The organism is Kocuria cellulosilytica (assembly GCF_040981245.1).
Lineage (GTDB): Bacteria > Actinomycetota > Actinomycetes > Actinomycetales > Micrococcaceae > Kocuria > Kocuria cellulosilytica.
Genome location: NZ_JAVFWZ010000007.1, coordinates 45455 through 72095, shown reverse-complemented (window position 1 = coordinate 72095; position 26641 = coordinate 45455). Strand labels below are relative to the sequence as shown.

Annotated in this window: 22 protein-coding genes; 5 read left to right on the top strand and 17 right to left on the bottom strand. The window is 75.3% G+C overall.

Annotation, left to right across the window (positions count from 1 at the left end):
- Positions 1–169 precede the first annotated feature (169 nt).
- The 14 genes from RCG67_RS11635 to dinB form a co-directional block, all read right to left on the bottom strand.
- Positions 170–1489, bottom strand: a complete 1320-nt coding sequence (locus RCG67_RS11635) for a cell division protein FtsQ/DivIB (protein WP_368826406.1) — start codon at positions 1487–1489, stop codon at positions 170–172.
- Positions 1489–2892 (bottom strand): UDP-N-acetylmuramate--L-alanine ligase, encoded by a 1404-nt coding sequence (gene murC / locus RCG67_RS11630; protein WP_368826404.1) that lies wholly within the window; start codon positions 2890–2892, stop codon positions 1489–1491. The genes RCG67_RS11635 and murC overlap by 1 nt, the downstream gene beginning before the upstream one ends.
- The gene (gene murG / locus RCG67_RS11625) at positions 2882–4009 is read right to left on the bottom strand and encodes an undecaprenyldiphospho-muramoylpentapeptide beta-N-acetylglucosaminyltransferase (protein ID WP_368826402.1); all 1128 of its coding nucleotides are present in this window, start codon (positions 4007–4009) and stop codon (positions 2882–2884) included. Before murG ends, murC begins: the two co-directional genes overlap by 11 nt.
- Positions 4006–5241: a putative lipid II flippase FtsW gene (gene ftsW / locus RCG67_RS11620; protein ID WP_368826401.1), complete on the bottom strand. Its 1236-nt coding sequence runs from the start codon at positions 5239–5241 to the stop codon at positions 4006–4008. The genes murG and ftsW overlap by 4 nt, the downstream gene beginning before the upstream one ends.
- The gene (gene murD, locus RCG67_RS11615) at positions 5238–6764 is read right to left on the bottom strand and encodes a UDP-N-acetylmuramoyl-L-alanine--D-glutamate ligase (RefSeq protein ID WP_368826400.1); all 1527 of its coding nucleotides are present in this window, start codon (positions 6762–6764) and stop codon (positions 5238–5240) included. The genes ftsW and murD overlap by 4 nt, the downstream gene beginning before the upstream one ends.
- Complete coding sequence (gene mraY / locus RCG67_RS11610; RefSeq protein WP_058873719.1) at positions 6761–7876, bottom strand: phospho-N-acetylmuramoyl-pentapeptide-transferase; 1116 nt, start codon at positions 7874–7876, stop codon at positions 6761–6763. Before mraY ends, murD begins: the two co-directional genes overlap by 4 nt.
- Complete coding sequence (locus tag RCG67_RS11605) at positions 7873–9474, bottom strand: UDP-N-acetylmuramoyl-tripeptide--D-alanyl-D-alanine ligase (protein ID WP_368826399.1); 1602 nt, start codon at positions 9472–9474, stop codon at positions 7873–7875. The genes mraY and RCG67_RS11605 overlap by 4 nt, the downstream gene beginning before the upstream one ends.
- On the bottom strand, positions 9471–11120 hold the full coding sequence (locus RCG67_RS11600) for a UDP-N-acetylmuramoyl-L-alanyl-D-glutamate--2,6-diaminopimelate ligase (RefSeq protein WP_368826398.1): 1650 nt from the start codon (positions 11118–11120) through the stop codon (positions 9471–9473). The genes RCG67_RS11605 and RCG67_RS11600 overlap by 4 nt, the downstream gene beginning before the upstream one ends.
- A gap of 95 nt (positions 11121–11215) precedes the next feature.
- A complete protein-coding gene (locus RCG67_RS11595) occupies positions 11216–13195 on the bottom strand; it encodes a peptidoglycan D,D-transpeptidase FtsI family protein (protein WP_368826396.1) in 1980 nt (659 codons plus the stop codon).
- A 78-nt stretch (positions 13196–13273) separates the two neighbouring features.
- On the bottom strand, positions 13274–13990 hold the full coding sequence (gene ftsL, locus RCG67_RS11590) for a cell division protein FtsL (protein WP_368826395.1): 717 nt from the start codon (positions 13988–13990) through the stop codon (positions 13274–13276).
- Positions 13987–14988 (bottom strand): 16S rRNA (cytosine(1402)-N(4))-methyltransferase RsmH, encoded by a 1002-nt coding sequence (gene rsmH, locus RCG67_RS11585; protein WP_368826394.1) that lies wholly within the window; start codon positions 14986–14988, stop codon positions 13987–13989. The genes ftsL and rsmH overlap by 4 nt, the downstream gene beginning before the upstream one ends.
- 230 nt (positions 14989–15218) lie before the next feature.
- Positions 15219–15650, bottom strand: coding sequence for a division/cell wall cluster transcriptional repressor MraZ (mraZ, locus tag RCG67_RS11580; protein WP_368826392.1), 432 nt, complete (start codon positions 15648–15650; stop codon positions 15219–15221).
- Between the two features lie 498 nt (positions 15651–16148).
- Entirely contained in the window at positions 16149–16526 is a 378-nt protein-coding gene (locus RCG67_RS11575) for an SCO2097 family morphological protein (protein WP_368826391.1), read from the bottom strand.
- Positions 16527–16581: 55 nt separating this feature from the next.
- On the bottom strand, positions 16582–17862 hold the full coding sequence (dinB, locus tag RCG67_RS11570) for a DNA polymerase IV (RefSeq protein ID WP_368826389.1): 1281 nt from the start codon (positions 17860–17862) through the stop codon (positions 16582–16584).
- Between the two features lie 185 nt (positions 17863–18047).
- Here dinB and RCG67_RS11565 point away from each other — a divergent pair, with 185 nt between their 5' ends.
- On the top strand, positions 18048–19199 hold the full coding sequence (locus RCG67_RS11565) for a polyprenyl synthetase family protein (RefSeq protein WP_368826388.1): 1152 nt from the start codon (positions 18048–18050) through the stop codon (positions 19197–19199).
- Positions 19200–19250: 51 nt separating this feature from the next.
- Here RCG67_RS11565 and RCG67_RS11560 read toward each other — a convergent pair whose 3' ends face one another.
- Positions 19251–19637 (bottom strand): Rv2175c family DNA-binding protein, encoded by a 387-nt coding sequence (locus tag RCG67_RS11560; protein WP_082697018.1) that lies wholly within the window; start codon positions 19635–19637, stop codon positions 19251–19253.
- A gap of 119 nt (positions 19638–19756) precedes the next feature.
- On the opposite strand from RCG67_RS11560, the gene RCG67_RS11555 reads away from it, so the two are divergent.
- Together RCG67_RS11555 and RCG67_RS11550 are read left to right on the top strand one after the other, a co-directional pair.
- On the top strand, positions 19757–20935 hold the full coding sequence (locus RCG67_RS11555; protein ID WP_368826387.1) for a LysM peptidoglycan-binding domain-containing protein: 1179 nt from the start codon (positions 19757–19759) through the stop codon (positions 20933–20935).
- Positions 20936–20980: 45 nt separating this feature from the next.
- A complete protein-coding gene (locus RCG67_RS11550; RefSeq protein WP_368826385.1) occupies positions 20981–22831 on the top strand; it encodes a protein kinase domain-containing protein in 1851 nt (616 codons plus the stop codon).
- Between the two features lie 44 nt (positions 22832–22875).
- Here the strand turns inward: RCG67_RS11550 and RCG67_RS11545 are convergent, their stop codons facing one another.
- Together RCG67_RS11545 and RCG67_RS11540 are read right to left on the bottom strand one after the other, a co-directional pair.
- Positions 22876–24270, bottom strand: a complete 1395-nt coding sequence (locus RCG67_RS11545) for a class II 3-deoxy-7-phosphoheptulonate synthase (RefSeq protein ID WP_438612665.1) — start codon at positions 24268–24270, stop codon at positions 22876–22878.
- 40 nt (positions 24271–24310) lie between these two features.
- The gene (locus RCG67_RS11540; RefSeq protein ID WP_368826384.1) at positions 24311–25162 is read right to left on the bottom strand and encodes a lysophospholipid acyltransferase family protein; all 852 of its coding nucleotides are present in this window, start codon (positions 25160–25162) and stop codon (positions 24311–24313) included.
- Positions 25163–25311: 149 nt separating this feature from the next.
- Between RCG67_RS11540 and RCG67_RS11535 the strand changes: the two genes are divergently transcribed.
- A complete protein-coding gene (locus tag RCG67_RS11535; protein ID WP_368826382.1) occupies positions 25312–26166 on the top strand; it encodes an alpha/beta hydrolase in 855 nt (284 codons plus the stop codon).
- The gene (locus tag RCG67_RS11530; protein ID WP_368826381.1) at positions 26163–26609 is read left to right on the top strand and encodes a hypothetical protein; all 447 of its coding nucleotides are present in this window, start codon (positions 26163–26165) and stop codon (positions 26607–26609) included. Before RCG67_RS11535 ends, RCG67_RS11530 begins: the two co-directional genes overlap by 4 nt.
- The last annotated feature ends 32 nt before the right edge of the window (positions 26610–26641 follow it).

The following is a 26641-nucleotide window of genomic DNA, read 5'->3' as shown; positions in this document are numbered from 1 at the left end:
CCGGGAGGTTCGATGTCGAGGTCAAGCCTAACAACCACGGGGAGCACCTGCACGACAAGCCATACCGCTTTCGACACTTTTCGCCAAAACCGCACGTCGTACGCCCCTGGGTCGCTTCTTTCGACCTCTGGTCGAACCTGAGGCCGGCGGCGGGCACGGACGTCGTCCGTCAGCGCACCACCGGCCGCGTCGGGCTCGACACGTCGTAGGTCTCGACCCCGCTGCCGGCGCCGCGCGCCTCGACGAGCTCCCGCAGCACCTGCGACTTGAGCTCGCTGTCCTCGGCGGTGCCCCAGACGACCGTGCGGCCGTCGGTGAAGGCCAGCTCCACCGAGGACAGGGACTCCGCCGAAGCGGTGCGCAGCTGCGCGAGCACGGACTCCGGCAGGGCGGCCAGCACGTCGGCGATGGCGTCGAAGCGCTCGCTCTCGAGCACGTCGCGGCCGCCCGTGACGACGGGGACGCCCGCCTCCTCCGCCGAGCCGGCGGTCATCAGCTCCACGCCCTCCGAGTCGACGACCACGAACTCGTCGCCGTCCTCGACGGCCGCCACGGGCACACGCTCGTGCAGCGCCACCACGAGGTGGTGCGGGGGCTCGAGCAGGACCTCGATGGAGCGGACCTGCGGGATCCGGCCCACCCGGTCCCGCACCTCGTCCTTGGAGATCCGGGTCAGGGGCACGCCCCGGTAGGCCTCCAGCGCGGACTCGACGCGGGCGGGGTCCGTCAGCTCGGCGCCGCGCACCGAGATCTCCCGGACGGCCAGTGCCGGGGAGAGGAACAGCACCCCGGCGAGCACCGCGAGCGCGGCGAGGACGCCGAGGACCGCGCCGATCCGCCGGCGCCGGCGCCGCGCCCCCGGAGAGGCGGGAAAGGCGACGACCGTGGCGCCGGCCGTCGTGGCACCGGCCGTCGTGGCACCGACTGCCGTGGCGCCGACTGCCGTGGCGCCGACCGCCGTGGCGCCGACCGCCGTGGAGCCGGCCGCGGTAGAACCGGCCGCGGTAGAACCAGCCGCGGTGGGACCGGCCGAGGTGGAGCCCGCCGAGGTGGGACCGGCCGAGGTGGGACCGGCCGAGGTGGGACCGGCCGACGTGGCGCCGACCGCGGTGGAACCGGCCCGTGGCGGCTCGTCCGCCGGGGGCACCCGGGAGGCGGTGAGCGTGCGGGACGCGGCCCGCTCCTGCCGGTGCCGCCGCCACGCGCTGAACCGGCCGCCGGCGGCCGGGACCTCCTCGAGGTCGTCGTCGTCGGCCAGGGGCGTGACCTTGGTGCCGTCGTTCACGCGCACGCGGCCGGCCCGCGGTGCGCCCGTGCCGGGGGCGCCGGCCGCGCCGGGATCCGTGCTCCCGGCCGTGGGCCGGTCCCCGGGCCCGTCCGGCGCGCCGGGGAGACGCTGCGGGTCGGTGTCCTCCCCCGGCGCGGGGACCGCGCCGTCCCCGGCCGTGCCCCCCAGCCGCGGCTGGCGCGGTCGGCCGTGCCGGCTCATCAGCGGGCTCCGAGCCGGTCCACGAGCCGGGGGCCGAGGGCGGTGACGTCCCCGGCGCCCACCGTGAGCACCAGGTCCCCGGGCCGCGCGGCCCGCACGGCCTGGTCGACGGCGTCCGAGCCGTCCGGCACGTAGCGGACGTGCGCGGGAGCGCGCTCGGTGACGATCTCGCTCGTGAGGCCCGCGACGGGCTGCTCCCGCGCGGCGTAGATGTCGATGACCAGGGCCTCGTCGGCCAGCGCGAGGGCGTCGGCGAACTCGGCCGCGAACTCGCGCGTGCGGGAGAACAGGTGCGGCTGGAAGATCGCGAGCACCCGGTACCCGGCCGCGACCTCGCGGGCCGCCGTGAGGGCCGCGACCACCTCGGTGGGGTGGTGGGCGTAGTCGTCGAAGACCCGGATCCCGTCGATCTCCCCCCGCAGCTCGAAGCGCCGGGCGGAGCCGTGGAAGCCGGCCAGTCCGCGCACCGCGTCCGCCGGCGGGACGCCGGCCTCGAGGGCCACGCAGAAGGCGGCGGTGGCGTTGAGGACGTTGTGCCGGCCCGGCACGGCGAGCTCGAGCTGCTCCTCGCGGCGGTCCGCGCCCTCCCCCAGCAGCAGCGTGCTGCGGGTGCGCAGCCCGTCCGCCGCGCCGGGGAGCACCTGGACGTCGGAGCCCGGGTCCGTGCCGTAGCTGACGACGCGCCCGCCGGCGGCCCGGTGGCGCTCCGCGAGCGCCCGCGAGCCGGGGTCGTCCTGGCAGGCCACGAGCAGCCCGTCCCGGGGCAGCGTGGCCGCGAACTCGTCGAAGGCCCGGAAGAAGGCCTCGCGGGAGGCGTAGTGGTCGAGGTGGTCGGGCTCGATGTTGGTGACCACGGCGATCCGCGGCGCGTACGCCAGGAAGGAGCCGTCCGACTCGTCGGCCTCCGCCACGAACCACCGGCCCGGGCCGAGGGCCGCGTTGGAGCCGAGGTCCGCCACGTGCGCGCCGATGGCCCAGGAGGGCCCGAGCCCGGCGGCGTGCAGCGTGAGCGCGGCCATGGCACTGGTGGTGGTCTTGCCGTGGGTGCCGGCGACGGCCACGACGTCGCGGCCGTGCATCGCGGCCGCGAGCGCCGCGGAGCGGTGGAGCACGCGCAGCCCGGCGGCCCGGGCGGCGGAGTACTCGGGGTCCCCGGGCGGGATCGCGGTCGACACGACCACGGTCTGCGCCCCCTCGACGTGGCGGGCGTGCTGGCCCACGTGCACGGTGGCGCCCAGGTCCTGGAGCTGGCGCAGGCCCGGCGAGTCCTGCCGGTCCGAGCCGCTGACGGGCACCCCGCGGGCGAGCATGAGCTTCGCGACGGCGGACATCCCCGCCCCGCCCATGCCGATGAAGTGCACCCGGCCCAGCCGGGCGGGGTCGGTCTCGTGCTCAGCGTCCACGGGGGACCTCCTCGAGGATCAGCCGGGCCAGCACGGTGTCGGCGTCGCGCACGCCGTGGCCGCGGCTCGCGGCGGCCATCGTGGCGAGCCGGCCGGGGTCGGCCAGCAGCGGGTGGACGTGCCGGCGGTACCAGTCGGGGGTGAACGCGTCGTCGGCCACGAGCTGCGCCGCGCCGGCCGCCACGAGGGAGGCGGCGTTGAGGGCCTGCTCGCCGTTGCCGACGGGCAGCGGGACGAACACGGCGGGCAGCCCGACGGCCGCGACCTCCGAGACGGTCGCGGCGCCGGCGCGGGCCACCAGCAGGTCCGCGGCGGCGTAGACGCGCTCCATCCCGTCCACGTACTCCACCTGCACGTAGCCCGGGGCGCTCAGCGGCGCGCCGTCGTCCCGGGTGAGCTGCTTGCCCCGGCCGGTGACGTGCAGGAGCTGGTGGCCGTGCTCGGCGACCTCCTCGGCCACGCCGGCCACGGTCCGGTTCATGGCGAGGGCGCCCGAGGAGCCGCCGGTGACCACCACGGTGGGCAGGTCTGGGTCGAGCCCGAAGGAGCGGCGCGCCTCGGCGCGCAGCGCCTCGCGGTCCAGGCCCGAGATCTCCCGGCGCATGGGCATGCCGACGGTCACGGCCCCGCGCAGCGGGGTGCCGGGGAACGCGACGGCCACGGTCCGGGCCCAGCGCGCGCCCACCCGGTTGGCCAGTCCCGGCCGGGCGTTGGCCTCGTGGACGACGATGGGCAGGCCCCGCCGGGCGGCGGCGAGGTAGACGGGGGTGCAGACGTACCCTCCGACGCCGAGCACCACGTCGGGCCGGACGCGGTCCAGGATCTCCCCCGCCTGCCGCACGGCGCCGAGGAGGCGCCCCGGCAGCCGGACGAGGTCCACGGAGGGCCGGCGGGGCAGCGGCACGCGGTCGACGAGCTCGAGCTCGAGTCCGGCCTGCGGGACGAGCCGCGTCTCCATCCCGGAGGCGGTGCCCACCGCCGTGAGCCGGGCCTGCGGGGCCTGCTCCCGCAGGGCGGCGGCCACGGCCAGGAGCGGGCTGACGTGCCCGGCGGTGCCCCCGCCGGCCAGCAGGACCGACGGCGCGGGGCCTCCGGTGGTGGGTTCGGACGGTGTCATGCGCGATCCTCGTTCGGGGTGCGGGGGCGGGGGGTGCGGGTGGGGACCTGGATCCGGCGCGGCAGCCGGGTGAAGGACATCACCACGCCGACGGCCGCGAGGCTCATCAGCAGCGACGACCCACCGTAGCTGATGAACGGGAGGGGGATGCCGATCACGGGCAGCACCCCCGTGACCATGCCGATGTTGATGAACGCCTGGCCGACGAGCCAGGTGACGATGCAGGCGGTGGCGATCCGGACGAAGCCGCTGCGGGCGCGCAGGATCACGCGGGCCATCGCCAGGGCCATGACCGCGAACAGGGCCAGGATCAGCACCGTGCCCAGCAGGCCCAGCTCCTCGCCGATGATCGAGAAGATGTAGTCGTTGTGCGCCTCGGGGACGTAGTTGTACTTGAGCCGGGACTGGCCCAGCCCCACGCCCCACCAGCCGCCGGAGGCGAGGGCGTTGAGCCCCTGCTCGGCCTGGTAGCAGGCGTCGGTGGCCCCGCACTCGCCGAACAGCCAGCCGGTGATCCGGTCCACGCGGTGCGGCGCGGTGACGATCGCCAGCGTGCCGGCCAGCGCGGCCCCGGCCGCCGCGAGCACGAACAGGCGCAGCGGCGCCCCGGCGAAGAACAGCGCGGCCGCGTAGATGAGGACGAAGACCAGGGCCGTTCCCACGTCGTCGCCGAGCACGATCATCAGGGCGGGCACCCCGACGCCCAGGCCCGAGGGCCACAGGGCCTGGCGCCAGTCCCGCACGGCGTCGCCCTGCCGGGCCAGCACCGCCGCCAGCCAGAGGGCGACGGCGAGCTTGGCGGCCTCGGACGGCTGGAAGGACTGCCCGCCCACCACGATCCAGTTCCGGTTGCCGTTGATCTCCTGCCCCAGCGGGGTGAAGACGAGCAGCAGCAGCAGCACGGCGAGGACGAGGAGCCCGGTGGCGCCCCGGCGGTACCAGGAGGTGGGCACGAAGGACAGCCCGAACATCAGGAGCACGCCCAGCCCCCCGTAGGTGGCCTGCTTGACGAAGTACGAGTAGGCGGACTCCTGCGCGGAGATCGACTCCACCGCCGAGGCGGAGAGCACCATCATGATGCCGATGGCCGTGAGCAGCAGCACGGATCCGGCCAGCGCGTAGTAGGAGTGGACGAGCGGACCGTCCACCAGGGCCCGCCAGAAGCGGCGGGCCCCGCCCAGGGAGCCGCGGGCCGTCTCGGCGAGTCCCGGCCGGTCCCGCACCTCGGTCACGAGAGCCGTCCCACGAGCTCGGCGACCTCCCGGACGAACGCGTCGCCGCGGTGGGCGTAGGAGCTGAACTGGTCCATCGAGGCGGACGCCGGGGCCATCAGCACCGTGTCGCCCTGCTGGGCGACCTCGTGGGCGAGCCGGACGGCCTCGCCCATCACGGCGTCGCCCGCCCCGGCGCCGGGACGCTCCGCCGTGCGCAGGACGGGAACCTGCGGGGCGTGGGCGGCGAGCGCGGCGAGCAGCGAGTCGTTGTCCGTGCCGATGAGCACCACGGTGCGCAGCCGCCCGGCGTGCCGGGCGACGAGCCGGTCGTAGGAGACGCCCTTGGACAGGCCGCCGGCGATCCACACCACGGAGTCGAACGCGGACAGCGCGGCCTCGGCCGCGTGCGGGTTGGTGGCCTTGGAGTCGTTGATCCACAGCACGCCGTGGGTCGTGGCGACGGCCTGGATCCGGTGGTCGCCGGGCTCCCAGGCGCGCAGCCCGTCCCGCACGGCCTCCGGCGGCGCGCCGGCCGCCCGGGCCAGCGCCGCGGCGGCCAGGGCGTTGGCCACGCCGTGGGGCGTGGGAAGGGGGCCGGTGTCGGTGATCGAGGCGAGCTCGAGGGCCGAGCCGCGGCGGTCGTCGAGGAAGGCCCGGTCCACGAGCAGGTCCTCCACGACGCCGAGCATGCTGACGTCCGGGGTCTCGAGGGTGAAGCCCACCGCGCGGCAGCCCTCCACCACGTCGGCCTCCTCGACCATGCGCACGGTCTCGGCCTGCTGGGCGTTGTAGACGCAGGCCACCCGGGTGTGCTCGTAGATCCGGGACTTGTCCGCCACGTAGTTGTCGTAGCCGCCGTGCCAGTCCACGTGGTCCTCGGCCACGTTGAGCACCACGGACGCCAGCGGCGACATCGAGGACGTCCAGTGCAGCTGGAAGCTGGAGAGCTCCACGGCCAGGACGTCGTGCTCGACCGGCTCGCGCAGCGCGTCCAGGATCGGGGTGCCCACGTTGCCGACGGCGGCCGCGCTGAGCCCGGCGGCCCGCAGCATCGCCGCGGTCATCCCGACCGTGGTGGTCTTGCCGTTCGTGCCGGTGATGCAGACCCACTCGGCGGTCCTGCGCCCGGCGCGCTCGCGGACCCGCCAGGCGAGCTCCACGTCGCCCCAGATCTGGATGCCCTCGGCGGCCGCGGCGGCGAGCAGGGGGTGGTCGGGCCGCAGCCCCGGGGAGGTGACGACCAGGTCGGGGCGGGCGCCCTCGACGTCGGGCACGGCCTCCTGGTGGCCCTCCCCCAGCAGGACGCCGGCGGCGCCCACGATGCGCAGGGTCTCGGCCTTCGCCCGGGTCCCGGGGGTGTCCGCCCCGTCGACGACGACGACGCGGGCGCCGAGCTCGATCAGCGTGTCCGCGGCGGCGAAGCCCGAGACGCCGATCCCGGCCACGACCACGCGCAGCCCGGCCCAGTCCGCGTCCCAGCTGGTGAGCCCGGCGAGCCGGGGGCGGTCCAGGACGGGGTTGTCGTTGCTCGCGTGGATCATTGGATCATTCCTCCGTGGGAGAGCAGCCAGTCGCCGTAGAAGACGCCGAGCGCGGCCGCGACGAACAGCCCGGCGATGATCCAGAAGCGGACCACGATGGTCACCTCGTTCCAGCCCTTGAGCTCGAAGTGGTGCTGCAGCGGCGCCATCTTGAAGATGCGCTTGCCGCCGGAGAGCTTGAAGTAGCCGACCTGCAGGATGACGGAGACCGTGATCACCACGAACAGCCCGGCGATGAGCACGAGCAGCAGCTCGGTGCGGGTGAGCACCGCGAACGCGGCGAGCGCGCCGCCGAGGCCGAGGGAGCCCGTGTCGCCCATGAAGATCTTCGCCGGAGAGGTGTTCCACCACAGGAACCCCACGAGGGCCCCGACCAGGGCGGCGGCGGTGAGGGCGAGGTCGGCGGCGTCGCGCACCTCGTAGCAGACCCCCTGGGCCACGGACCCGCAGAGGTGGGTGTTCTGCCACATGGCGATCAGCAGGTAGCCGCTGAACACGAGGATGGACGCGCCGGTGGCGAGGCCGTCGAGGCCGTCGGTGAGGTTCACGGCGTTGGTGGTGGCCGTGGCGATCAGGTTCACCCAGATCACGAACAGCACGGCGCCCACCACCGTGCCCGCGAACGCGAGGTCGAGGGAGGTGTCCCGGGTCACGGAGATCGCGGAGGACGCCGGAGTGGCGCCCTGCGGACCGGGCACGAGCAGCACGAGCAGCGCGAACGCGGAGCCGATGAGGCCCTGGAGCACGATCTTGCCCACGGGGCTGAGCCCGAGGTTCTGCTTCTTGGCGATCTTCTTGTAGTCGTCGATGAAGCCGACGAAGCCCATGCCCAGCATCAGCAGCAGCGCGGAGAGCCCGGAGAGGGTGACGCCCCCGTAGGCGGGCCACACGAGCCCGGAGATCAGGTGGGTCAGCCCGTAGGCGAGCACCACGGAGCCGAGGATCGCGACCCCGCCCATGGTGGGCGTCCCGCGCTTGGTGTGGTGGCTCGTGGGCCCGTCGTCCCGGATGAACTGGCCGTAGCCGCGCCGGGCGAGGAACTTGATGAAGGCCGGGGTGCCGAAGAGGGACAGCACCAGCGCGAAGCAGGCCGCCATGAGGATCTGGATCATGCCGGCTCGTTCCCCTCCGCGGGCGATCCCGGGGCGGTGGGCCTCCCGCTCGGGTCGAGGGAGGCGTTGACGAAGGGGCCGGCCGAGAGCCAGTGGTCGCCGCGCGCCGGGGCGTCGTTGCCGGGAGCGGGCCCGCCGGCGTCGCCGCCCGCGCCGGCCGCGACCCGGTCCCCCAGGATCCGCAGTCCGGCGGCGTTGGAGGACTTGAAGAGCACGACGTCACCGGGTGCGAGCTCCTCGCGCAGGATCTCCTCGGCGTCCTCCGGGGTGGCCGCCCAGGTCGCCTCGTTGCCCCACGAGCCCTCGAGCTGGGCGGCGTCGTACACGGGGCGGGCGAGGTCGCCCACCGCGATCAGCTTGGAGATGTTCAGCCGCACGACCATCCGGCCCAGGGCGTCGTGCTCCTCCACGGTGCTGTCGCCGAGCTCCAGCATGCCGCCGAGCACGGCCCAGGTGCGCCGGGGCGCCGAGCCGCCGGAGCCGCGGCCCAGCTGGGCCAGGGTCTGCAGCGCGGCGCGCATCGACTGCGGGTTGGCGTTGTAGGCGTCGTTGATCACCGTCACCCCGTCGGCCCGCTCGGTGCGCTCCATCCGCCACCGGCTCGCGGCGCCCTGGGCGCTGAGCGAGGCTGCGATCCGCTCCGGGGCGACCCCGGCCACGAAGGCGGCGGACGCCGCCGCGAGCAGGTTGGTCACGTGGTGCTCCCCGATGAGCCGGGAGACGATCCGGTGCTCGGAGCCGTCCGGGAGGTGCAGGCGGAACTCCGGGCTGCCCCCGGGCCCGAGCCGGACCTCGGAGGCGTGCACCCGGGCGGCCGGGACCTCGGGCAGCACGTTCGCCGGGGACTCCCCGAAGAACAGCACGGGCGCGGCCGTGCGGCGGTGCATCTGGCGGACCAGGACGTCGTCGTCGTTGAGGACCGCCACGCCGTCGGCGCCCAGGGACTCGACGAGCTCGCCCTTGGCGCGGGCGATGTTGGCGACGCCGCCGAACTCGCCGGCGTGGGCGGAGCCGACGCACAGGACCACCCCGACGTCGGGGCGGACCATCCGGCACAGGTAGTCGATGTTGCCGATCTTCGTGGCGCCCATCTCGATGATGAGGAACCGGGTGTCCGGCTCGGCCTCGAACACGGTCAGCGGCACGCCGACCTCCCCGTTGTACGACCCGCGGGGCGCGACCGTGGGACCCTCCGCGGAGAAGATGCCCCGCAGGAGGTCCTTGGTGGTGGTCTTCCCGACGGAGCCGGTGACGGCGATGACCTTCACCTCGTGGTCGGCGCGCAGCTGGGCCACCACCCAGGAGGCGAGCCGGCCCATCGCCTCGACCACGTCGGGGACCAGCACGGCCGGGTAGGCGACGCCCGCGGCGTCGGGGACCTCGCGCTCGACGAGGGCGAGCACGGCACCGGCGGCGAAGGCGGCGCCCACGTACTCGTGGCCGTCGGTGACCTCGCCCGGCTTGGCGACGAACAGGGTCCCGGGACGGGCCTCCCGGGAGTCGGTGGCGACGTGCCGGACGGCGGGCGCCTCGGCGGCGGCGCCGACGGGGCGGCCCCCCGTGATCTGCGCGAGCTGTGCGGCGGTGAGTGCGATCATCGGTTCTCCCAACGGTCCTGCTGCCCGTCGGCCAGCGCGGCCCGCAGCTCTTCCCTGTCGTCCAGCGGGTGGTCCACGCCCCGGATCTCCTGGACCGTCTCGTGCCCGCGGCCGGCCACGAGGACCGAGTCGTCGGGTCCGGCCATGGCCACCGCGGCGCGGATGGCCACGGCGCGGGGCTCGAGCACGAGCACCTCCTGGGCCCTGGCCCCGGCGTCGCGGGCCGCGAACGCTCCCGCGGCGACCTCGGCGCGGATCCCCCCGGGGTCCTCGTCGTGCGGGTCGTCGTCCGTGACGATCACGACGTCGGCGTGCCGGGCGGCGATCTCGCCCATGACGGGGCGCTTGGACCGGTCCCGCTCGCCCGTGGCCCCGAAGACCACGATGACGCGGCCGTCCTCGTCGGGCGGCTCGACGGCGGCGAGCGCGCGGCGCAGGGCGTCCGGGTTGTGCGCGAAGTCGACGACGGCGGTCGGCTGCGTGCCGACGAGCTGCATCCGCCCGGGCACGTCCGTGGTGAGGGGGTCCGCCTCGTCGAGCACGCGCTGCACGTCGGCGGCGTCGACCCCGGAGGCCACGACCATGACCACGGCGAGCGCGGCGTTGGCCACGTTGAAGTCGCCCGGCAGGCCCGTGGACACGCGCAGCGTCCGGCCGTCCCGGTGCCGCAGCGTGAAGGAGTGGCCGATCCCGCGGCGGGTCAGGGTGCTCAGGGTCCAGTCCGCGCCGGTCCGGTCCGGTCCGGCGTCCCGGTCCCCCGGCACGCCGCCGCGCAGGGCGATCGTGTCCACCTGCTCCGGGCCGAGCTGCTCCCGGGCGTGCTCGGCCATCCGCAGGCCCCAGGCGTCGTCCTCGTCCTGGACCACCACCACGGCCCGGCGGGTCCGCTCCGGGGTGAGCAGCTGGGCCTTCACCGCGAAGTACTCGTCCATCGAGCCGTGCAGGTCGAGGTGGTCCTGGGTCAGGTTGGTGAACCCGGCGACGTCGAAGCGGACCCCGTCCACCCGGTGGAACTGCAGGGCGTGGGAGGAGACCTCCATGGACGCCGCCGTGATGCCGCGCTCGCGCATGAGCGCGAGCAGCGCGTGCACGTGCGGGGCCTCCGGGGTGGTGAGCCGGGAGGGGATCGACTCGTCGCCGGCGAGGATCTCGATCGTCCCGATCAGACCCGTGCGGTGGCCGAGCGCCCGAAGCACCGAGTTGGTGAAGTAGGTCGTGGTCGTCTTGCCGTTGGTCCCGGTCACCGCGAACAGGGCCGGGGCGGTCCCGTCCTCCGGCCGGGAGCCGTAGACGCGCGCGGCGATCGTGCCCACGGACCGGCGCGGGTCCGGGGACTCGACCACGGGCAGCCGGATGCCGGCTTCCCGGAGGATCCCGGCGCCCTCGGCGTCGGTGAGCACCGCGGCGGCGCCCGAGCGCTCGGCGGCCGCGGCGAACCGGGCGCCGTGGGTGCGGGCCCCGGGCAGGGCCGCGTAGAGGTCGCCGGGACGCAGCTGCCGGGAGTCCAGGGAGATGCCGGTGACCTCCACGGCGCGGGACGGGGCGGTGCCGCCGGCGAGCCGGGCGGTCTCCGCGAGGCTCAGCGGCCGGGGCCGGGCGGGGCGCATCGTCTGCGCGTCGTGTCCCTGCTGGGCTGTCGCGTCCATCAACGTCCTTCGTGGTCTGGTCGGCGGGTGGGTGGTCCGCCGGGTGCGGGGGGGGGTGCGGACCCGGGGGTGGCCGGGCACGGCGATACGGAAGTCTAGTCGCCCTCGTCGGCCCGCCGGGACGCGGCCGGGGCGGGAGCACCGGCCGCGGCGGCCGCGGGCCCGGCCTCGGCGCCGTCCTCCGGTGCCTCGGCGGCGCCGTCCTCCGGTGCCTCGGCGGCGCCGTCCTCCGGTGCCTCGACGCCCGGAGGGGTGTCCACCGGCGCCGTCTCCTCGGCCTCGTCCTCCTCCGGGTCGTCCGTGCGCAGCGGGATCTCCACGGGCTCGGTCGTCGAGGGCGGGACGTCGTAGTGGCGCAGCACCTGCCCCATGATCTTGCTGAAGGTGGGGGTGGTGCCGATCGTGCGCACGTCGCCCTGGGGCCGCTGGAGCGTGACGGCCACGAGGTACTGGGGGTCCTCGATGGGGGCGACGCCCACGAAGGAGGTGGTGTAGCCGTCGTAGCCGCCCTCGGGGCTCGGCGCCTCCGCGGTGCCGGTCTTGCCGCCCACCCGGTAGCCCTCCACGGCCGCCTCCTTGGCGCCGCCCTGGGTGACGGTGACCTCCATCATGTCGAGCACCTGCTCCGCCGTCCCCTCGGAGACGACCCGTTCGCCCTCGGGCCGCTCGACCGGGGTGCTGGTGCCGTCGGGCGCGATCACGGACTCGACCACCCGGGGCTCCACCTGGACCCCGCCGTTGCCGATCGCCTGGAAGATCGTGGCGGTGCGCAGCGGGGTCTGGGCGACGCCCTGGCCGAAGAGCACCGTGTACTGCTGGCGCACGTCCCACTGGTCCGCGCTCGTGAGGATGCCGGGCGACTCCCCCGGCAGCTCGATCCCCGTGGTCTCGCCGACGCCGAAGCGCTGCATCCACTCGTGGCGCTGCTCCGGGGTGAGCTTGCCCCCGACCAGGACGGTGCCCGTGTTCATCGAGTCGGCGATGATCCCGGCGAACGTGCGCTGCTGCTCGCCGTGGTCGAAGGCGTCGGTGATCTTCTGCCCCTCGATCTCCAGGAACGGGGGCACGGTGATCTCGGTGTGCGGCGTCACCACGCCCTCCTCCACGGCGGCCGCCGCGGTGAGGATCTTCTGGGTGGAGCCCGGCTCCACGGCGTTCTGCACGGAGCGCACGCCGAGGTCCTCGGGGGCCGCGGAGCCGATGTCGTTGGGGTCCACCGTCGAGGAGTCGGCGAGGGCGAGCACGGCGCCGTCCTCGATCCGCATCACCACGGCCGTGCCCCACTCGGCGTCGAGCTCCTCGGCGCGCTCCATGACGGCCTGCTGGGCGAAGAACTGGACGTCGCTGTCGATCGACAGCTGCACCGAGGAGCCGTCCTCCACCGGGCTCTCCTCCTGCGGCGCCACCGGGATCCGCACGCCGTCGGCGCTGATCTCGAAGGTCCGGCTGCCGTCCGTGCCGCGCAGCAGCTCGTCCTGGGTCTGCTCGATCCCGCCGAGCGCCTCGTCGTCCCCGCCCATGAAGCCGACCACGCTGCCGGCCACCGGCCCGTTGGGGTAGATCCGGTCGGAGGACGGCTGCCCGTACACGTAGGGCAGGCCGAGCTCGCGCACGGTGTTCCACTGCTCGGGCGTGACCCCGCGGGCCACGTACTCGAACTGCTTGTCGCCGTCCAGGGCGTCCTTGACCTCGGCGTCCTCGAGCTCGAGGGCGTCGGCGAGCTGGTAGACCGCCTGCGTGGGGGTCACGGTCTCCGTGGTGCCGTCGGCCAGGGGGCGCACGAACTCGCGCACCAGGGACTGGTCGACCGTGACGTCGTAGCGCTGCAGCGTGCGGGCGAGGACGTTGCCGTGCGTGTCCCGGATCTCCCCGCGCAGCGCGGGCACCACCTCGGTGCGGGACCGCTCCCCCGCGGCGGCCTCGGCCCGGCCCGCGGCGTCGAAGCCCTGCACCCACACGAGCCGGAGCCCGAGGACCACCAGCAGGCCGAGCACGAGGACGACGCCGATGTGGCTGCGGCCGATGCCTCGGGCGCCGGGGGCGTCACCGGTGGACGTCGAGCGTGCGCGTGCCACGTGTCTGCCTCGTTCCTGGTTGCGACTGGGGGATGTCCGGAGAGCTGCTGCCGGCGGGTGCGGGGGCCGGTGCCCCCGTCACTCCCCGGGCGTGCGCTGCGGCGGCGCCGGGAGGGAACCGCCGTCCGCCTCCGGTCCGCCGGCCGGCGCGGCGTCCTCGCGGGCCCGGCGCTCGGCGTCCTCGCGCTCCTGCTCCGCCTTCTCCTGCTCGCGGTCCTCGGCGCGCTGGGCGGCGCGGTCCGCGGCCTCCGAGCCGGTCTGGTGGGCGTGCTCGACCAGGATCTCGTGGTTCTCCTGGGGCTGCGCGGGCAGCGGGTCGCCCTCGACGGTCCCGTCCGTGAGGTCGACCGTGCCCGAGTCCTGAGCGGGGACCATGCCCAGGTCCGTCGCCATCACCGCGAGGTTCTGCGGGGCGTTGTAGAACTCGAGGTCCTGGGTGAGCGCCTCGTTCTGCTGGCTGAGCGCCTGCTCCTGGGCCCGCAGCTCCACGAGCCGGTACTGGCCGCCGGAGATCTGGATGTTCAGGACCAGGATGGAGGCCAGCGCCACCACGAGGGCCACGAGGCTGAGCACCACGGTGGAGACCCGCTGCCGCCGTGCCCGGCCCGGGACCACGGACAGCGGGGCACGGCTGGACCCGGACGGCTCCTCCTGGTGCGGTGCGGAACTGCTCAGCTGCCGGGCGGAGCTGCCCTCCACCGGCGGGCGCTGCCCGCGCCGCCCGGCCCAGGCACCGATGCCCGTGCGCGCGGCGGCCGTCCGTGCGGGGCGTCGCTGGAGTCCGGTTCCGCTCATGCCGTGTACCTCTGCGCGTTCTGTGCTGTGGGGGGAGTGTTCTCTCGGATCCGCTCCACCGCGCGCAGTCGCGCGGAGGCCGCCCGGGGGTTCTCGTCGATCTCCCGGGGGGTCGGGGTCTCGGTCCCGCGGGTCAGCACCCGCAGGGTGGGCTTGTGCTGGTCCAGCTCCACGGGGAAGCCCTTCGGCGCCGTGGACGTGGCGCCGCGGGCGAAGGCCTGCTTGACGATCCGGTCCTCGAGGGAGTGGTAGCTCATGGCCACGACGCGCCCGCCGACGGGCACGGCGTCCAGCGCGGCCGGGATCGCCCGGCGCAGGACGTCGAGCTCCTCGTTGACCTCGATCCGCAGCGCCTGGAACGTCTGCTTCGCCGGATGCCCCTTGCGGTGCTGGGCCGCCTGGGGCACGGCGCCCCGGACGACCTCGACGAGCTCTCCCGTGGTGCGCAGCGGGGTCCTGGCCCGCTGCGCCACGATCGCGCGGGCGATGCGGCCGGCGAAGCGCTCCTCGCCCCAGTCCCGCAGGATCCGGCGCAGGTCCGCCTCGCTGTAGTCGTTGACCACGTCCTGGGCCGTGACCGTCGCCGTGGCGTCCATCCGCATGTCCAGGGGCGCGTCGTAGGAGTAGGCGAAGCCGCGCTCCCGCTCGTCGAGCTGCAGGGACGAGACCCCGAGGTCGAAGAGCACCGCGTCCGCGTGGTCGAACCCGTGCCGGCCGAGGGCCTCAGGGATCCGGTCGTACGTCGTGTGCACGGGGTGGAAGCGGTCCCCGAACGGGGCCAGCCGGGCCCCGGCCAGCGCGTGCGCCTGCGGGTCCCGGTCGATGGCCACCAGCTGCAGGCCGGGGAAGCGCCGCAGCAGCGCCTCGGAGTGACCGCCCATGCCCATCGTCGCGTCGACCGCCACGGCGCCGTCCTCGCCGAGCGCGGGAGCCATCAGGTCGAGGCACCGCTCGAGCAGCACGGGGACGTGGAGCTGCTCGGCTGGGCGTTGCGCCATGGGCCCTCTCTTCGGCGGTCGACGGTGGTGCGGTCTGCGGTGGCCGGCGCCGGGTCGACGCCGTGGTGCGGCGGCGGGCCTTCCAGGATCAGAACCCCATCCGCTGGCCGTCCCTCGAATCCGGCCTGGCTCAGGGGAAGGTGAGTCAGGACGGTGACGGCTGTGCGGCTGGAGATCTCATCCGGGAAGCGGCTCCGCGTGCTCCGCGGGTGGTCTCGGCGGCCCTGCGCTCAGAAGAGCCCGGGCACCACTTCCTCCTCGGTCTCGGAGAAGACGGCCTCCTTCTCGTTCAGGTACTCGTTCCAGGCCTGGGCGTCCCAGATCTCCGCCCGGGTGCCCGCGCCGATGACGGCGAGCTCCCGGCCCAGCCCGGCGTAGTCCCGCAGCGGCGGCGGTATGGTGACTCGGCCCTGCTTGTCCGGGACCTCGTCCGAGGCACCCGAGAGAAAGACCCGGATGTAGTCCCGGGCCTGCTTCGAGGACAGCGGCGCCGCCCTCAGCTGCTCGTGGACCCGTTCGAACTCACGGACGCTGAACACGTAGAGGCACCGCTCCTGACCACGGGTCAGGACGAGTCCCTCCGCCAGCTCCTCCCGGTACTTCGCCGGCAGGATCAGGCGGCCCTTCTCGTCGAGACGGGGTGAGTACGTTCCGAGAAACATGCTCACCGCCTCTCCAGCCCGAGAGTTCTCCCAGATCCATCTCTTCGCCCCACTTTACTCCACTTCACTCCCCGGTCAACGAACGCGGGGGCCGGGCGCCGCGGCGTGGCGCGGCGCCCGGGGCCCGCGGCCGGCGTCGCCCCAGGTGGCCGCGGGCGTGCGCCGGTGGAGGGCCGTGGTGGGCCGCGCGGGGCGGCGCGGCGGGGGCGGTCCGGCGCCGGCGGGGAGCGTCGTGGCGGGCCGCGGGCGGACCGTGCTGGAGCGCGGTGGGGGGCGCCGTGGCGAGCGGTGGGGAGGACAGTGGAGGACGGTGGGCGGGCCGTTCCCCGGGCACCAAAAAGCTCCCCGGTGGCGCACCGGGGAGCTGTCGCACGCCGCGCTCCTGGGCGCGGCGCGGTGGGAGGTGGAGGGATCCGGCGGAGCGGTCCTCCGGGGCGGGGCCCTACGGACGGCGTGCCACGGGCGGCTCCGCGAGCCGGTGGGGCCGGTCCGGGCCGGTCAGGAGGACGGGCCCCCGGAGTTGCGCTGGTCCCAGCGCTGCTCGAGGTTCTGCAGGAAGGGGGACGAACGGCGGGGCGGACCGCCCTTGCCGGCCTCGCCGCCGGAGCTCGGCTTGCCGGAGCGCATCGTGGCGACGTAGACACCGGCGCCCATCACGACGAAGCCCAGGACCCCGACCAGGATGGAGTCGATGACCACCCCGCCCAGGAGGACGAGCAGGCCGACGACGGCGATCACGATCCCGAGGACGATGTTGCGGGTGGAGGCACCCTTGACGGCACGGGAGCCCATGCTCGTCACGAACCTCGGGTCGTCCGCGTGGAGCTGCTTCTCCAGCTGGGCCAGGAGCTGTTGCTCGTGCTCGGACAGTGGCACGGTAGGCCTCCTCATCCTTCGGGTGCGGATTCCCCGGCTGTTCCGGCGCCGCCTGTTACCAGGATAGACCGTCGGGTGCGGATTTGGCACCGCGCACACGGCTGTCAACAGCCTCCGAATTGGCTTGCTGATTCCGTGGTGCGGGCGGCAGGAGGCGGGCCGGTCCCAGGCGTTCGGCGCCGAAGCGGGCGTGCACCCGGTCCATGGCCTGCTCGGCGGCCCCCCACTCCTCCTCGCGGCCGTCCAGGCTCAGCTGCAGGGCGTCCGTGGCGGGCTCCAGCCCCTCGGCCCGGACGCCGATGAGCCGGACCGGCTGCGGCCGGCTCCCGAGCTCGCCGAGCAGGCCCGTGCCGTGCTCGAACAGGTCGTGGGCGGAGGTGAAGGGGTGCTGCAGCGTCCGCGAGCGGGTGATGGTCGTGAAGTCCGCCCAGCGCACCTTGAGCCCCACCCGGCGGGCGCGCAGCCCCTGGCGGCGCAGCCGCGAGGCGGTCCGGTGGCTCAGCCGCAGCAGGGCCTCGTGCAGCACCCGGTCGTCCGCGACGTCACGGGGGAAGGTCTCCTCCGCGCCCACGCTCTTCTCCTCCCGGACCGGCTCGACCGGACGGGGGTCGCGCCCGTTGGCGAGCTCGTGCAGGTGGTGGCCGGCGGCCCGGCCCACCAGGCGCGCCAGCACCGGGACCGGGGCGGCCGCGAGGTCCCCGACGCTGCGCAGCCCCGCGCCGGTGAGCGTCTCGGCCGTGCGCCCGCCGACGCCCCAGAGAGCCGAGACCGGCAGCTCCGCCAGGAACGCGACGGTGTCCTCGGGCTGGACGAGCAGGAGACCGTCCGGCTTGGAGCGGGTGGAGGCGATCTTCGCGACGGTCTTGTTGGCCCCGATCCCCACGGAGGCGGTGAGCCCCAGCTCTGCCCGCACCCGGGCGCGCAGGGCGCGGGCGATGCCCACCGGCGGGCCGAGCCTCCGGACGGCTCCGGCGACGTCCAGGAAGGCCTCGTCCACGCTGATCTGCTCCACCCGGTCGGTGATCTCCCGGAACATGGCCATGACCCGCCGGGAGTACGCGGCGTAGGCGTCGCGGTGGGGCTCGAGCAGGACGGCCCGGGGGCACATGGCCCGGGCCCTCGCCAGCGGCATGCCGGAGCGGACGCCGAACTCCCTGGCCTCGTAGGAGGCGGAGAGCACGACGGAGCGGTGGCCCGCCCCCGCCACGATGACCGGCCGGCCCCGCAGCCCGGGGGCGGCGAGCAGCTCCACGCCGACGTAGAACATGTCCATGTCGACGTGCAGCACGGCGCACGAGCGCCAGCGGTCCAGCCGGTCCTTCCGCGTCTCGTCCACCGTGTCCTCCTCCCGGGTCCGGCACAGCATAGCCCTCGGCGCGGACATCGCGGCCGCCGTGCGGGCACCTTCCCGGGCCCGAGGTCCCCGGCCCGTCCGCCGGGCCTTCGATAGGCTGGGCCGGACATCCCGGAGGCCCGTCAGCGGCCGTCCGCCGCCGTTCCGAGACCGAGGTCCAGCCACCCATGACGCGCCCGCCGCTCCCGCACCACCCCGACGTGTCCTCCGGCACCGCGCCGCAGGCCGGGCCCGGGGACGCCTTCCGCGCCGAGGACGAGCGGTTCGTGGCCCGGCTGCACGAGGAGCTGGACGAGTTCTTCGGGCGGCAGCGGGCGGTCCTGGGCGGGATCTCGGCGGAGGCCCTCCCGCTGCTGGAGGCCGTGGCCGCGCTCTCCGCCGGCGGCAAGCGGCTGCGCGCGCGGCTGTGCTACTGGGGCTGGCGGGCGGCGGGCGGCGACCCGGAGGACCCCGCCGTGGTGCGGGCCGGTGCCGCGCTGGAGCTGTTCCAGTCCGCCGCGCTCATCCACGACGACGTCATCGACCGCTCCGACACCCGCCGGGGAGCTCCCAGCGTGCACCGGCGGTTCGAGTCCGCGCACGCGGACCGGGGCTGGGCCCTGGACGGCGCCGCCTTCGGCGTGGCCGCCGCGATCCTCTCGGGGGACCTGTGCCTGTCCTGGAGCGAGCAGCTGTTCGCCGCGGCCACCGCCACGGCGCCCGGCGGCCGCCGCGCCCGGACCGTCTTCGACCTCATGCGCACGGAGGTGATGGCCGGACAGTACCTGGACGTGCAGGGCGAGGTCGCCGGCGGGGGCCAGGACCGCGCCGGCGCGGTGCAGCGGGCCCTGGACGTCATCCGGTACAAGTCGGCGAAGTACTCGGTGGAGCACCCCGTGGTGCTCGGCGCGGCCCTGGCCGGGGCGCCGGAGGAGGTGCTGGAGCGCTGCTCCGCCTTCGCCCTGCCCCTCGGCGAGGCGTTCCAGCTCCGCGACGACGTCCTGGGCGTGTTCGGCGACCCGGCGGCCACGGGCAAGCCCGCCGGCGACGACCTGCGCGAGGGCAAGCGGACGGTGCTCGTGGGCTACGTGCGCACGCGCGGCAGCGAGGCGCAGGTCGCGCGGCTCGAGGCGGCCCTGGGCCGGCCTGACCTCACGGAGGAGGACGTCGCGGAGCTGCGCGCGCTGATCACGGCGTGCGGCGCCCTGGGCTCCACGGAGGCGCTCATCGACGGGCTCAGCCGCGAGGCGTTCGCGGCGCTGGACCGGCTCGGGGCCCACGCCGTGCCCATGGCCGCGCTGCGCGCTCTCGCGACGGCCGCGGTCCGGCGCTCGTCCTGAGCCCGGTGCGCCGTGCCCGCCGGCGGGCACCGCGCACCGGTCAGGGGCGGGTCACCAGGCGAGGGCCTGCGCCCGGCGGCGGATCTCCGTCTTGCGCCCGTCCCGCAGCGCGTCCACCGGGCGGCCCGGCAGGGACTCGTCCTCGGTGAACAGCCACGCGATCGCCTCGACGTCGGTGAAGCCGGAGTCCCGCAGGACCGCCACCGTGCCCTTCAGCGAGTCGACCACGGCGCCGTCCAGCAGGAACGCGGCCGGCACCCGGCGGATGCCGTCGTGCGGGTTGCGGACGGCGAGGAGCGTCCCGTCGTCGACGAGACCGTGGACGCGGGTGACCACGAGGCCGAGCTGCTCGGCGACGTCGGGCAGGGGCAACCACTCCTGGACGAGGCCGTCCAGGCGGTCGAACTCCTCGGTGCTGATTCCGGATGTGTTCTTCACGCCCCCAGAGTGCCACGTCCGCCGGTGCCCGTGCCACGCGGGCCCGCCACGGTATGCTCGACCCGCGGAGCCGGCTGAGACCTCCGCACCTTCCCCGATCAGCGTCAGAGAGCCCCTTCATGCCGTTTCCCCCCGACAGCGACACGACCGACCCGAACGACGCACCCCGCTGCAGCACCACCGGGTCCCCCGCAGAGCCCTCCGGCGAGTCCTCCGGCGCGCAGGACGACCGCTCCCCCGGCTGGGCCCGCCGCGCCCGCACGGGCTCGGCGGTGACCGCCGTCGCCGCCCTGGCCGCCCTGGGCGGGGGGACCGTGGCCCACGCCGCCCCCGCCCAGACGGCCCAGGTGGCGGCGGCGCCCCTGCTCGCGGAGCAGCCGACGACGAAGACCCCCGTGCACACCGTGTCCCCCGGGGACTCCCTGTGGGCGGTCGCCCAGCGCCACGGCGTCGCGGTGGACGAGCTCATGCGGTGGAACGACCTCTCGGGCGCGGCGCTGCTGATGCCCGGGCAGGAGCTGCGCCTCTCCGACGGCGCGCCCGCCGCCGCCGGATCCCCGGAGAAGGCCGCCCCGCCGGCGGAGGACCCGCCCCGCACGCACCACGTGGTCCGCTCCGGGGACTCCCTGTGGAGCATCTCCCAGGAGCGCGGGGTGACGGTCCAGGAGCTCCTCGAGGACAACGACCTGACGGTGAACTCCCTGCTGCGCCCGGGGCAGCGGCTGTCGGTCGCCGCGCCGGCCCCCGCCGCCGTGCGGACCGCCGCGACCCCGGAGCCGGCCGGGGCACCGCGTCCGGAGCGGGAGCGCGCCGTCGGCGACACGTTCCTGGGCCGCACCTACGAGGGCAGTGTGGTGGACTCCGCCAACCGCCACCACGAGCAGCTCGCCTCCCGCCCGGCGCCCTCCCGGGAGGAGATGCGCCGACTCGTCCACGACACCGCCGTCCGGATGGGCGTGGACCCGGCCCTCGCCCTGGCGCACGCCTACCAGGAGTCGGGCTTCGACCACCGGGCCGTCTCCCCCGCGGACGCCGTGGGCGCCATGCAGGTCATCCCGGCCGCCGGGGACTGGGCCTCGGGCCTCGTGGGCCGGGAGCTCGACCTGCTCGACCCGCAGGACAACGTCACCGCCGGCGTGGCCATCATCCGGCAGCTGGGCCGCGCCGCGCCCAGCACCGACGTGGCCATCGCCGCGTACTACCAGGGCCTGCACGGGGTGAAGAAGTACGGGATGTACGACGACACGAAGCAGTACGTCAAGAACGTCAAGTCCCACCGCGAGCGGTTCGGTCCGTGACCTCCGACCCAGCCGGCGCACAGCGCCCCGCCCTAGGCTGAGCCCGTGCAGCACGCGCTCCCCGACCACCTGACCGGGACCCTCCTCGAGGGCCGCTACGAGCTGGGTCCGCGCATCGCCCGGGGCGGCACCGCCACCGTGTACCGGGCGGTGGACACCCGCCTGCAGCGCGTCGTGGCGGTCAAGCTCATGCACGCCCACCTCGCGGAGGACCCGGCCGCCGCGGACCGGTTCGTGCGGGAGGCCCGGGCCGCGGCACGGCTCTCCCACCCCCACGTCGTCTCCGTGCTCGACCAGGGGCACGCCCCGGACGGGGTGCCCTACCTGGTGATGGAGCACGTGGCGGGCTCGACGCTGCGCGACCTCCTGCGCCGGCGCGGAGCCCTCCCCCCGGGCGAGGCACTGGCGCTGCTGGAGCCGGTCCTCGACGGGCTCGCGGCGGCCCACCGGGCCGGGCTGGTGCACCGGGACGTGAAGCCGGAGAACGTGCTGATCGACGGCACCGGCCGGGTGACGGTCGCGGACTTCGGTCTCACGCGCGCCGTGGACCAGCACACGGCGACCGGGACGGTGCTGGGCACGGTGGGCTACGCCTCGCCGGAGCTCGTGACCGGGCAGCGGGTGGACACCCGGGCGGACGTGTACTCGGCCGGGATCGTGCTCTTCGAGCTCCTGGCCGGCCGTCGGCCCTTCGACGGCGCCCCGCTGGCCGTGGCCCGCGCCCACGCGGAGGGCGCCGTCCCGGACCTGCGCGCCCTGGACCCCGGTCTCCCGGCCGGCCCGGCGCGGCTCGTCGCCCGCGCCACGGCCCGGGACCCGGAGCAGCGCCCGGCGGACGCCGGCAGGTTCCTCGAGGAGCTGCGGGCGGTCCGGGCGGGACTGCGGCCGGACGAGCTCGCCCGGCGCCCGGCACCGGGCAGCGGCTCCCCGGCCGCACCGGGTCCGGGGCAGCGGGCCGCGTCCGCCCCGGACGGCGGGAGCACGACGGTGCTGGGCCCCGGCGACGGGACCACCACCGTGCTGGACCCCGCGGGCGCGCCCACCGAGGCCCTGGGACCGGCGACCGCGGCCACGGAGGCCCTCGGCCCGGCGGCCGCCCGGGTCCGGCCGGCGGGGACGCCGGGCGCTCCCGCGGCGAGCCCCGGGAGGCCGCCGGGCCCCGGCGGGCCGGCCGCGCCCGCGCGCGGCTCCACCGACCCCTGGCACCCCGAGGTCGAGCTGCGCCCCTCCCGCCCCCTGCACGCCGCGGGGACGCTGGCCCTGGTCGCGCTCGCGGTGGCCGCCGCGGCGTTCCTGGGCTGGCTCCTGGGCTCCGGGCCCGGCGGGACCGTGAGCGTGCCGGACGTGCGGGGAGCGGGTCCCGAGCTCGCCGAGCAGTACCTGGCCGGTGCGGGTCTGGACAACGTCGCCGTGCACGAGACCGAGGACCCGGTGGCCCCCTCCGGCACCGTGCTCGGCACCGACCCGCCGGCCGGGTCCACCGTGCGGGCCGCGGAGCAGGTCGTCCTGCTGGTCTCGACCGGCCCCGAGCGCACGACCGCGCCCGACGTCGCCGGGATGACGGAGGAGGAGGCCCGGGCGCGGCTCGAGGACGCCGGGCTGGAGGCCGGCACCCGGACCGCGGTGCCCGACGACGCCGCGCCCGGGACCGTCGTGGGCCAGCACCCCGACGCGGGCACGGCGGTGACCGTGGGCACGGCGGTGGACCTGGCGGTCTCCGGGGGGCCGCGCACCGACACCGCCCCCGGGGTCCTGGGACGGCCCGTGGACGAGGCGGTGCAGGTCCTCGCGGAGGCGGGCTGGACGGCGCGGGTCGAGGAGCGCCTCGGCGCCCCCTTCGGCTACGTGGTGGCCCAGACGACGGACGGGGCCGAGGTCGTCCTGACCGTCCTGTAGCGGACGGCCGGTCCGGCCCCGGCCCCGTCGGCCCGGTCCTGTGCTCAGCGGCGGGAGAGGTAGCCCGCCACGAGGAACGCGATCTCCAGGGACTGCATGTGGTTCAGGCGCGGGTCGCACAGCGACTCGTAGCGGTCCTGGAAGGAGGACTCGTCGACGGGATCGGCGCCGCCGAGGCACTCCGCGACGTCGTCGCCCGTCATCTCCACGTGGATGCCGCCGGGGAACGAGCCGATGGCCTCGTGCACCTCGAAGAAGCCGCGGACCTCGTCCACCACGTCGTCGAAGTTGCGGGTCTTGTAGCCGGACGGCAGGGACACGGTGTTGCCGTGCATGGGGTCGGTGACCCACACGACCTTGGCGCCGGAGCGCTCCACGGCCTCGACGAGCGGGGGCAGCTTCTCCCGGATGTTCTTCGCGCCCATCCGGGTGATGAAGGTCAGCCGCCCGGGCTCGCGCTGCGGGTCGAGCTTGTCGATGAGCGCGAGCGCGTCGTCGCCGGTGGTCTTCGGGCCGAGCTTGACGCCGATCGGGTTGCGCAGCCGGGAGAGCAGGTCCACGTGGGCGCCGTCGAGCTCCCGGGTGCGCTCCCCGATCCACAGGAAGTGCCCGGACGTCCCGTACGGGAGGTGGGTGCGGGAGTCGATGCGGCTCAGGGCCCGCTCGTAGTCCAGCAGGAGGGCCTCGTGGCCGGCGTAGAACTCCGTGGTCCGCAGGGCGTCGAAGTCGGCGCCGCACGCGTCCATGAACTTCACGGCGCGGTCGATCTCGCGGGCCAGCGACTCGTACCGGGCGTGGGCCGGGTTCGTGGTGAAGCCCATGTTCCAGGCGTGCACGAGGCGCAGGTCGGCGAACCCGCCCGTGGTGAAGGCGCGGATCAGGTTCAGGGTGGAGGCGGAGGTGTGGTAGCCGCGCACCATCCGCCGCGGGTCGTGGGCCCGGGACTCCTCGGTGAAGTCGAAGCCGTTGACCATCTCGCCGCGGAACGTCGGCAGGGTCGTGCCGTCGCGGGTCTCGTCGTTGGACGAGCGGGGCTTCGAGAACTGCCCGGCCATCCGGCCCATCTTCACGACGGGCATGGACGCGCCGTAGGTGAGCACCACGGCCATCTGCAGGAGCGTCTTGACCCGGGCGCTGATCCGGTCGGCGGTGGCGCCCTCGAAGGTCTCGGCGCAGTCCCCGCCCTGCAGGAAGAACGCCCGGCCGTTGGCGACCTCGGCCAGACGGTCGCGCAGCTTGTCCACCTCCCCCGCGAAGACGAGGGGCGGGACCGCGTTGAGCTCGGCGATCGAGGCGGCGAAGTCGGGGTGGTCGCGCCACGTCGGCTGCTGGTCGGCGGCCAGATCGCGCCAGTCGTCCAGCCCCGGGTAGTCGGCCGCTGAGGGCACCGGGGAGGCCAGGTTGCGGAGGCTGTCGGGAACGGTGAAGTCGAGCATCATGTCTTCCTATGTCTCGTCCGGGGCGGGGCCGGGCGGGGGATCAGGGGGTGGTGGGCGGCGGGGCGTCCCCGTCCGCGGGCTCGGGACGGTCGCGGTGGGTGATGGAGTCCGCGGTCCGGCGCGCGCTCCGGGCGGCGGTGCGCGCCCTGTCCTTGGCGCTGCCGACGATCTCCGCGGCGGCCTGCCTGGTCTCCTGGCGCTTCTGCCCGGCGAGCCGCTTCTTGTGCTCCGAGGCGTAGACGTCCACGTAGACCTGGCCGGAGAGGGCCTGGATCGCGTGCATGATCTCGTCGGTGACCTCGCGCAGCAGGGCGTGCTCGCTCTGCCGGCCCCGGTAGCGGGAGAAGTCGAGCGGCTCGCCGAAGATGGTGGTGACCCGGGCGCTGCGGCGGGGCAGCGGCAGCCTGGTCCCGATCGGCTGCACCTTGTCGGTGCCCACCATGGCGATCGGCACGACCGGGGCGCCCGTCTCGAGCGCGAGCCGGGCCACGCCGATCTTGCCCTTGTACATGCGGCCGTCCGGGGAGCGGGTGCCCTCCGGATAGATCCCGAGCAGCTCGCCCTCGAGCAGCTTGCGCCCGCCGTTGCTCAGGGACTTCGCGCTGGCCCGGCCGCCGGCCCGGTCCATGGGGATCTGGTTGATGGCGCGGAAGAACGCCGCCACCGCCCTGCCCTTGACCCCGGGGCTGTCGAAGTACTCCGACTTCGCCAGGAAGAACACCTGCCGGGGCACGGCCACGGGCATGAACACCGAGTCGGAGACCGAGAGGTGGTTGCTCGCCAGGATGGCCGGGCCCTCGGCGGGCACGTGCTCCAGGCCGCGGACCTCGGGCCGGAAGGCGACGTTGATCAGGGGGCCGACGACGTAGCGCTTCAGAAACATGTAGACCATGTGGGTAGAGGACTCCTTCGTGCTGATCGGGATGTCGCGAGGGTCCGTGCCGCTCGGACCGGGTCCGGCCTCCGGTATTCTCTCACGTCCGCGCGGGCGCCGCCGCCGGTGCACCCGCCGACGGCGCCCGGTCCTGACATCATGGAGGCATGACGCCACCCGTCGAGGACCAGCACCTGCCCATCCCCTCCCCGGACGGGACGCCCGCCGCCGAGGAGGCTCCGGGCGCCCCCTTCCGCCTCCCGGCCGACGGCCCCGCGGGCGCGCTCGTGCTGCACGGCTTCACCGGCGTCCCGTTCAGCGTCCGCCCCTGGGGCCGGGCCCTGCACGAGGCGGGGGCCGAGGTCGTGGGGCCCCTGCTGCCCGGCCACGGCACGCGCTGGGAGGACCTCGCCGCCGTCCGCTGGGAGCAGTGGCGCGACCACGCCGCCGAGCAGGTGCGGGAGCTGCGGGCCCGGCACGACGTCGTGCTGGTGTGCGGGCTGTCCATGGGCGGGGCGCTCGCCCTGCACCTCGCCGCGACGCTGCCCGTCGACGGGGTCGTGGCCCTGAACCCGGCCCTGTCCCTCGTCAGCCGCACGGCGCGGTTCGCCCCGGCCCTGCACCGCGCGGTGCCCTCCGTGCCGGGCGTGGGGGACGACATCAGCCTCCCCGGGGTCACCGAGCACGCGTACCCGCGCACGCCCGTGGCGGGCGTCGCCGAGCTGGGCCGGTTCATGGCCCGGACCCGGAGGATGCTGCCCGCGGTCACCGCCCCCGTCCTGGTCCTGCGCTCGCTGCACGACCACGTGGTCTCCGACGCCTCGCACCACCACGTGCTGCGCCGGGCCGGTGGGGACGTGGAGCTGGTCCGGCTGGCGGAGAGCTTCCACGTGGCCACCCTGGACCGGGAGGCGGACGTGGTCGCGGCGCGGTCCGTGCGCTTCCTCGACGACCTGCTGGCCGGCCGCAGCCCGGTGACCGCGAGACCGCTGCGACTCGCCGCCCGGGGGGTGCGGCGATGAGCGCCGGCCCGGGCGCCCCCGGTGGCGCCGGCCAGGGACCCGAGGACGAGTGGAGCCGGATCGTGTCGGACCTGGACGACGTGCGCCGGGCCGGCGACCGGCACCTCGCCGGGCCGCGGGACTGGTCCCCCGAGGACGCGGTCTTCGGCGGGCCCCCCGCGGGGGCGGAGGACCCGGAGGGCGCCGAGGAGGCCGAGGACGACGACGCGCCCTACTCCCCCGACCCGGGACCGGTCACGCAGGGACTCAGCGGCGGGGCCCTGCTGTCCTGGACCGTGCTGGTCGGCGTGCCCGTCCTGCTGGTCGCGCTCTCCCTGCTGCCCGGCTCCCTCCCGTGGTGGGCCATCGTGGCGGGCCTGGTCGCGGTGACCGCGGCGATCGGCCACCTGCTGAGGTCGCTGCCCGACGACCGCGACGACCTGGACGACGGCGCCCGCGTCTGACGTCGTTTGCGTGAGCCAATTCACTAGACTGG

Bases quoted from the DNA above. Each gene is read 5' to 3' on its own strand.
- RCG67_RS11635 (WP_368826406.1), bottom strand. From the start codon at position 1,489: ATGAGCCGGCACGGCCGACCGCGCCAGCCGCGGCTGGGGGGCACGGCC.
- murG (WP_368826402.1), bottom strand. From the start codon at position 4,009: ATGACACCGTCCGAACCCACCACCGGAGGCCCCGCGCCGTCGGTCCTG.
- murD (WP_368826400.1), bottom strand. From the start codon at position 6,764: ATGATCCACGCGAGCAACGACAACCCCGTCCTGGACCGCCCCCGGCTC.
- mraY (WP_058873719.1), bottom strand. From the start codon at position 7,876: ATGATCCAGATCCTCATGGCGGCCTGCTTCGCGCTGGTGCTGTCCCTC.
- RCG67_RS11605 (WP_368826399.1), bottom strand. From the start codon at position 9,474: ATGATCGCACTCACCGCCGCACAGCTCGCGCAGATCACGGGGGGCCGC.
- RCG67_RS11600 (WP_368826398.1), bottom strand. From the start codon at position 11,120: ATGGACGCGACAGCCCAGCAGGGACACGACGCGCAGACGATGCGCCCC.
- ftsL (WP_368826395.1), bottom strand. From the start codon at position 13,990: ATGAGCGGAACCGGACTCCAGCGACGCCCCGCACGGACGGCCGCCGCG.
- rsmH (WP_368826394.1), bottom strand. From the start codon at position 14,988: ATGGCGCAACGCCCAGCCGAGCAGCTCCACGTCCCCGTGCTGCTCGAG.
- mraZ (WP_368826392.1), bottom strand. From the start codon at position 15,650: ATGTTTCTCGGAACGTACTCACCCCGTCTCGACGAGAAGGGCCGCCTG.
- RCG67_RS11565 (WP_368826388.1), top strand. From the start codon at position 18,048: ATGACGCGCCCGCCGCTCCCGCACCACCCCGACGTGTCCTCCGGCACC.
- RCG67_RS11555 (WP_368826387.1), top strand. From the start codon at position 19,757: ATGCCGTTTCCCCCCGACAGCGACACGACCGACCCGAACGACGCACCC.
- RCG67_RS11545 (WP_438612665.1), bottom strand. From the start codon at position 24,270: ATGATGCTCGACTTCACCGTTCCCGACAGCCTCCGCAACCTGGCCTCC.
- RCG67_RS11540 (WP_368826384.1), bottom strand. From the start codon at position 25,162: ATGGTCTACATGTTTCTGAAGCGCTACGTCGTCGGCCCCCTGATCAAC.
- RCG67_RS11535 (WP_368826382.1), top strand. From the start codon at position 25,312: ATGACGCCACCCGTCGAGGACCAGCACCTGCCCATCCCCTCCCCGGAC.
- RCG67_RS11530 (WP_368826381.1), top strand. From the start codon at position 26,163: ATGAGCGCCGGCCCGGGCGCCCCCGGTGGCGCCGGCCAGGGACCCGAG.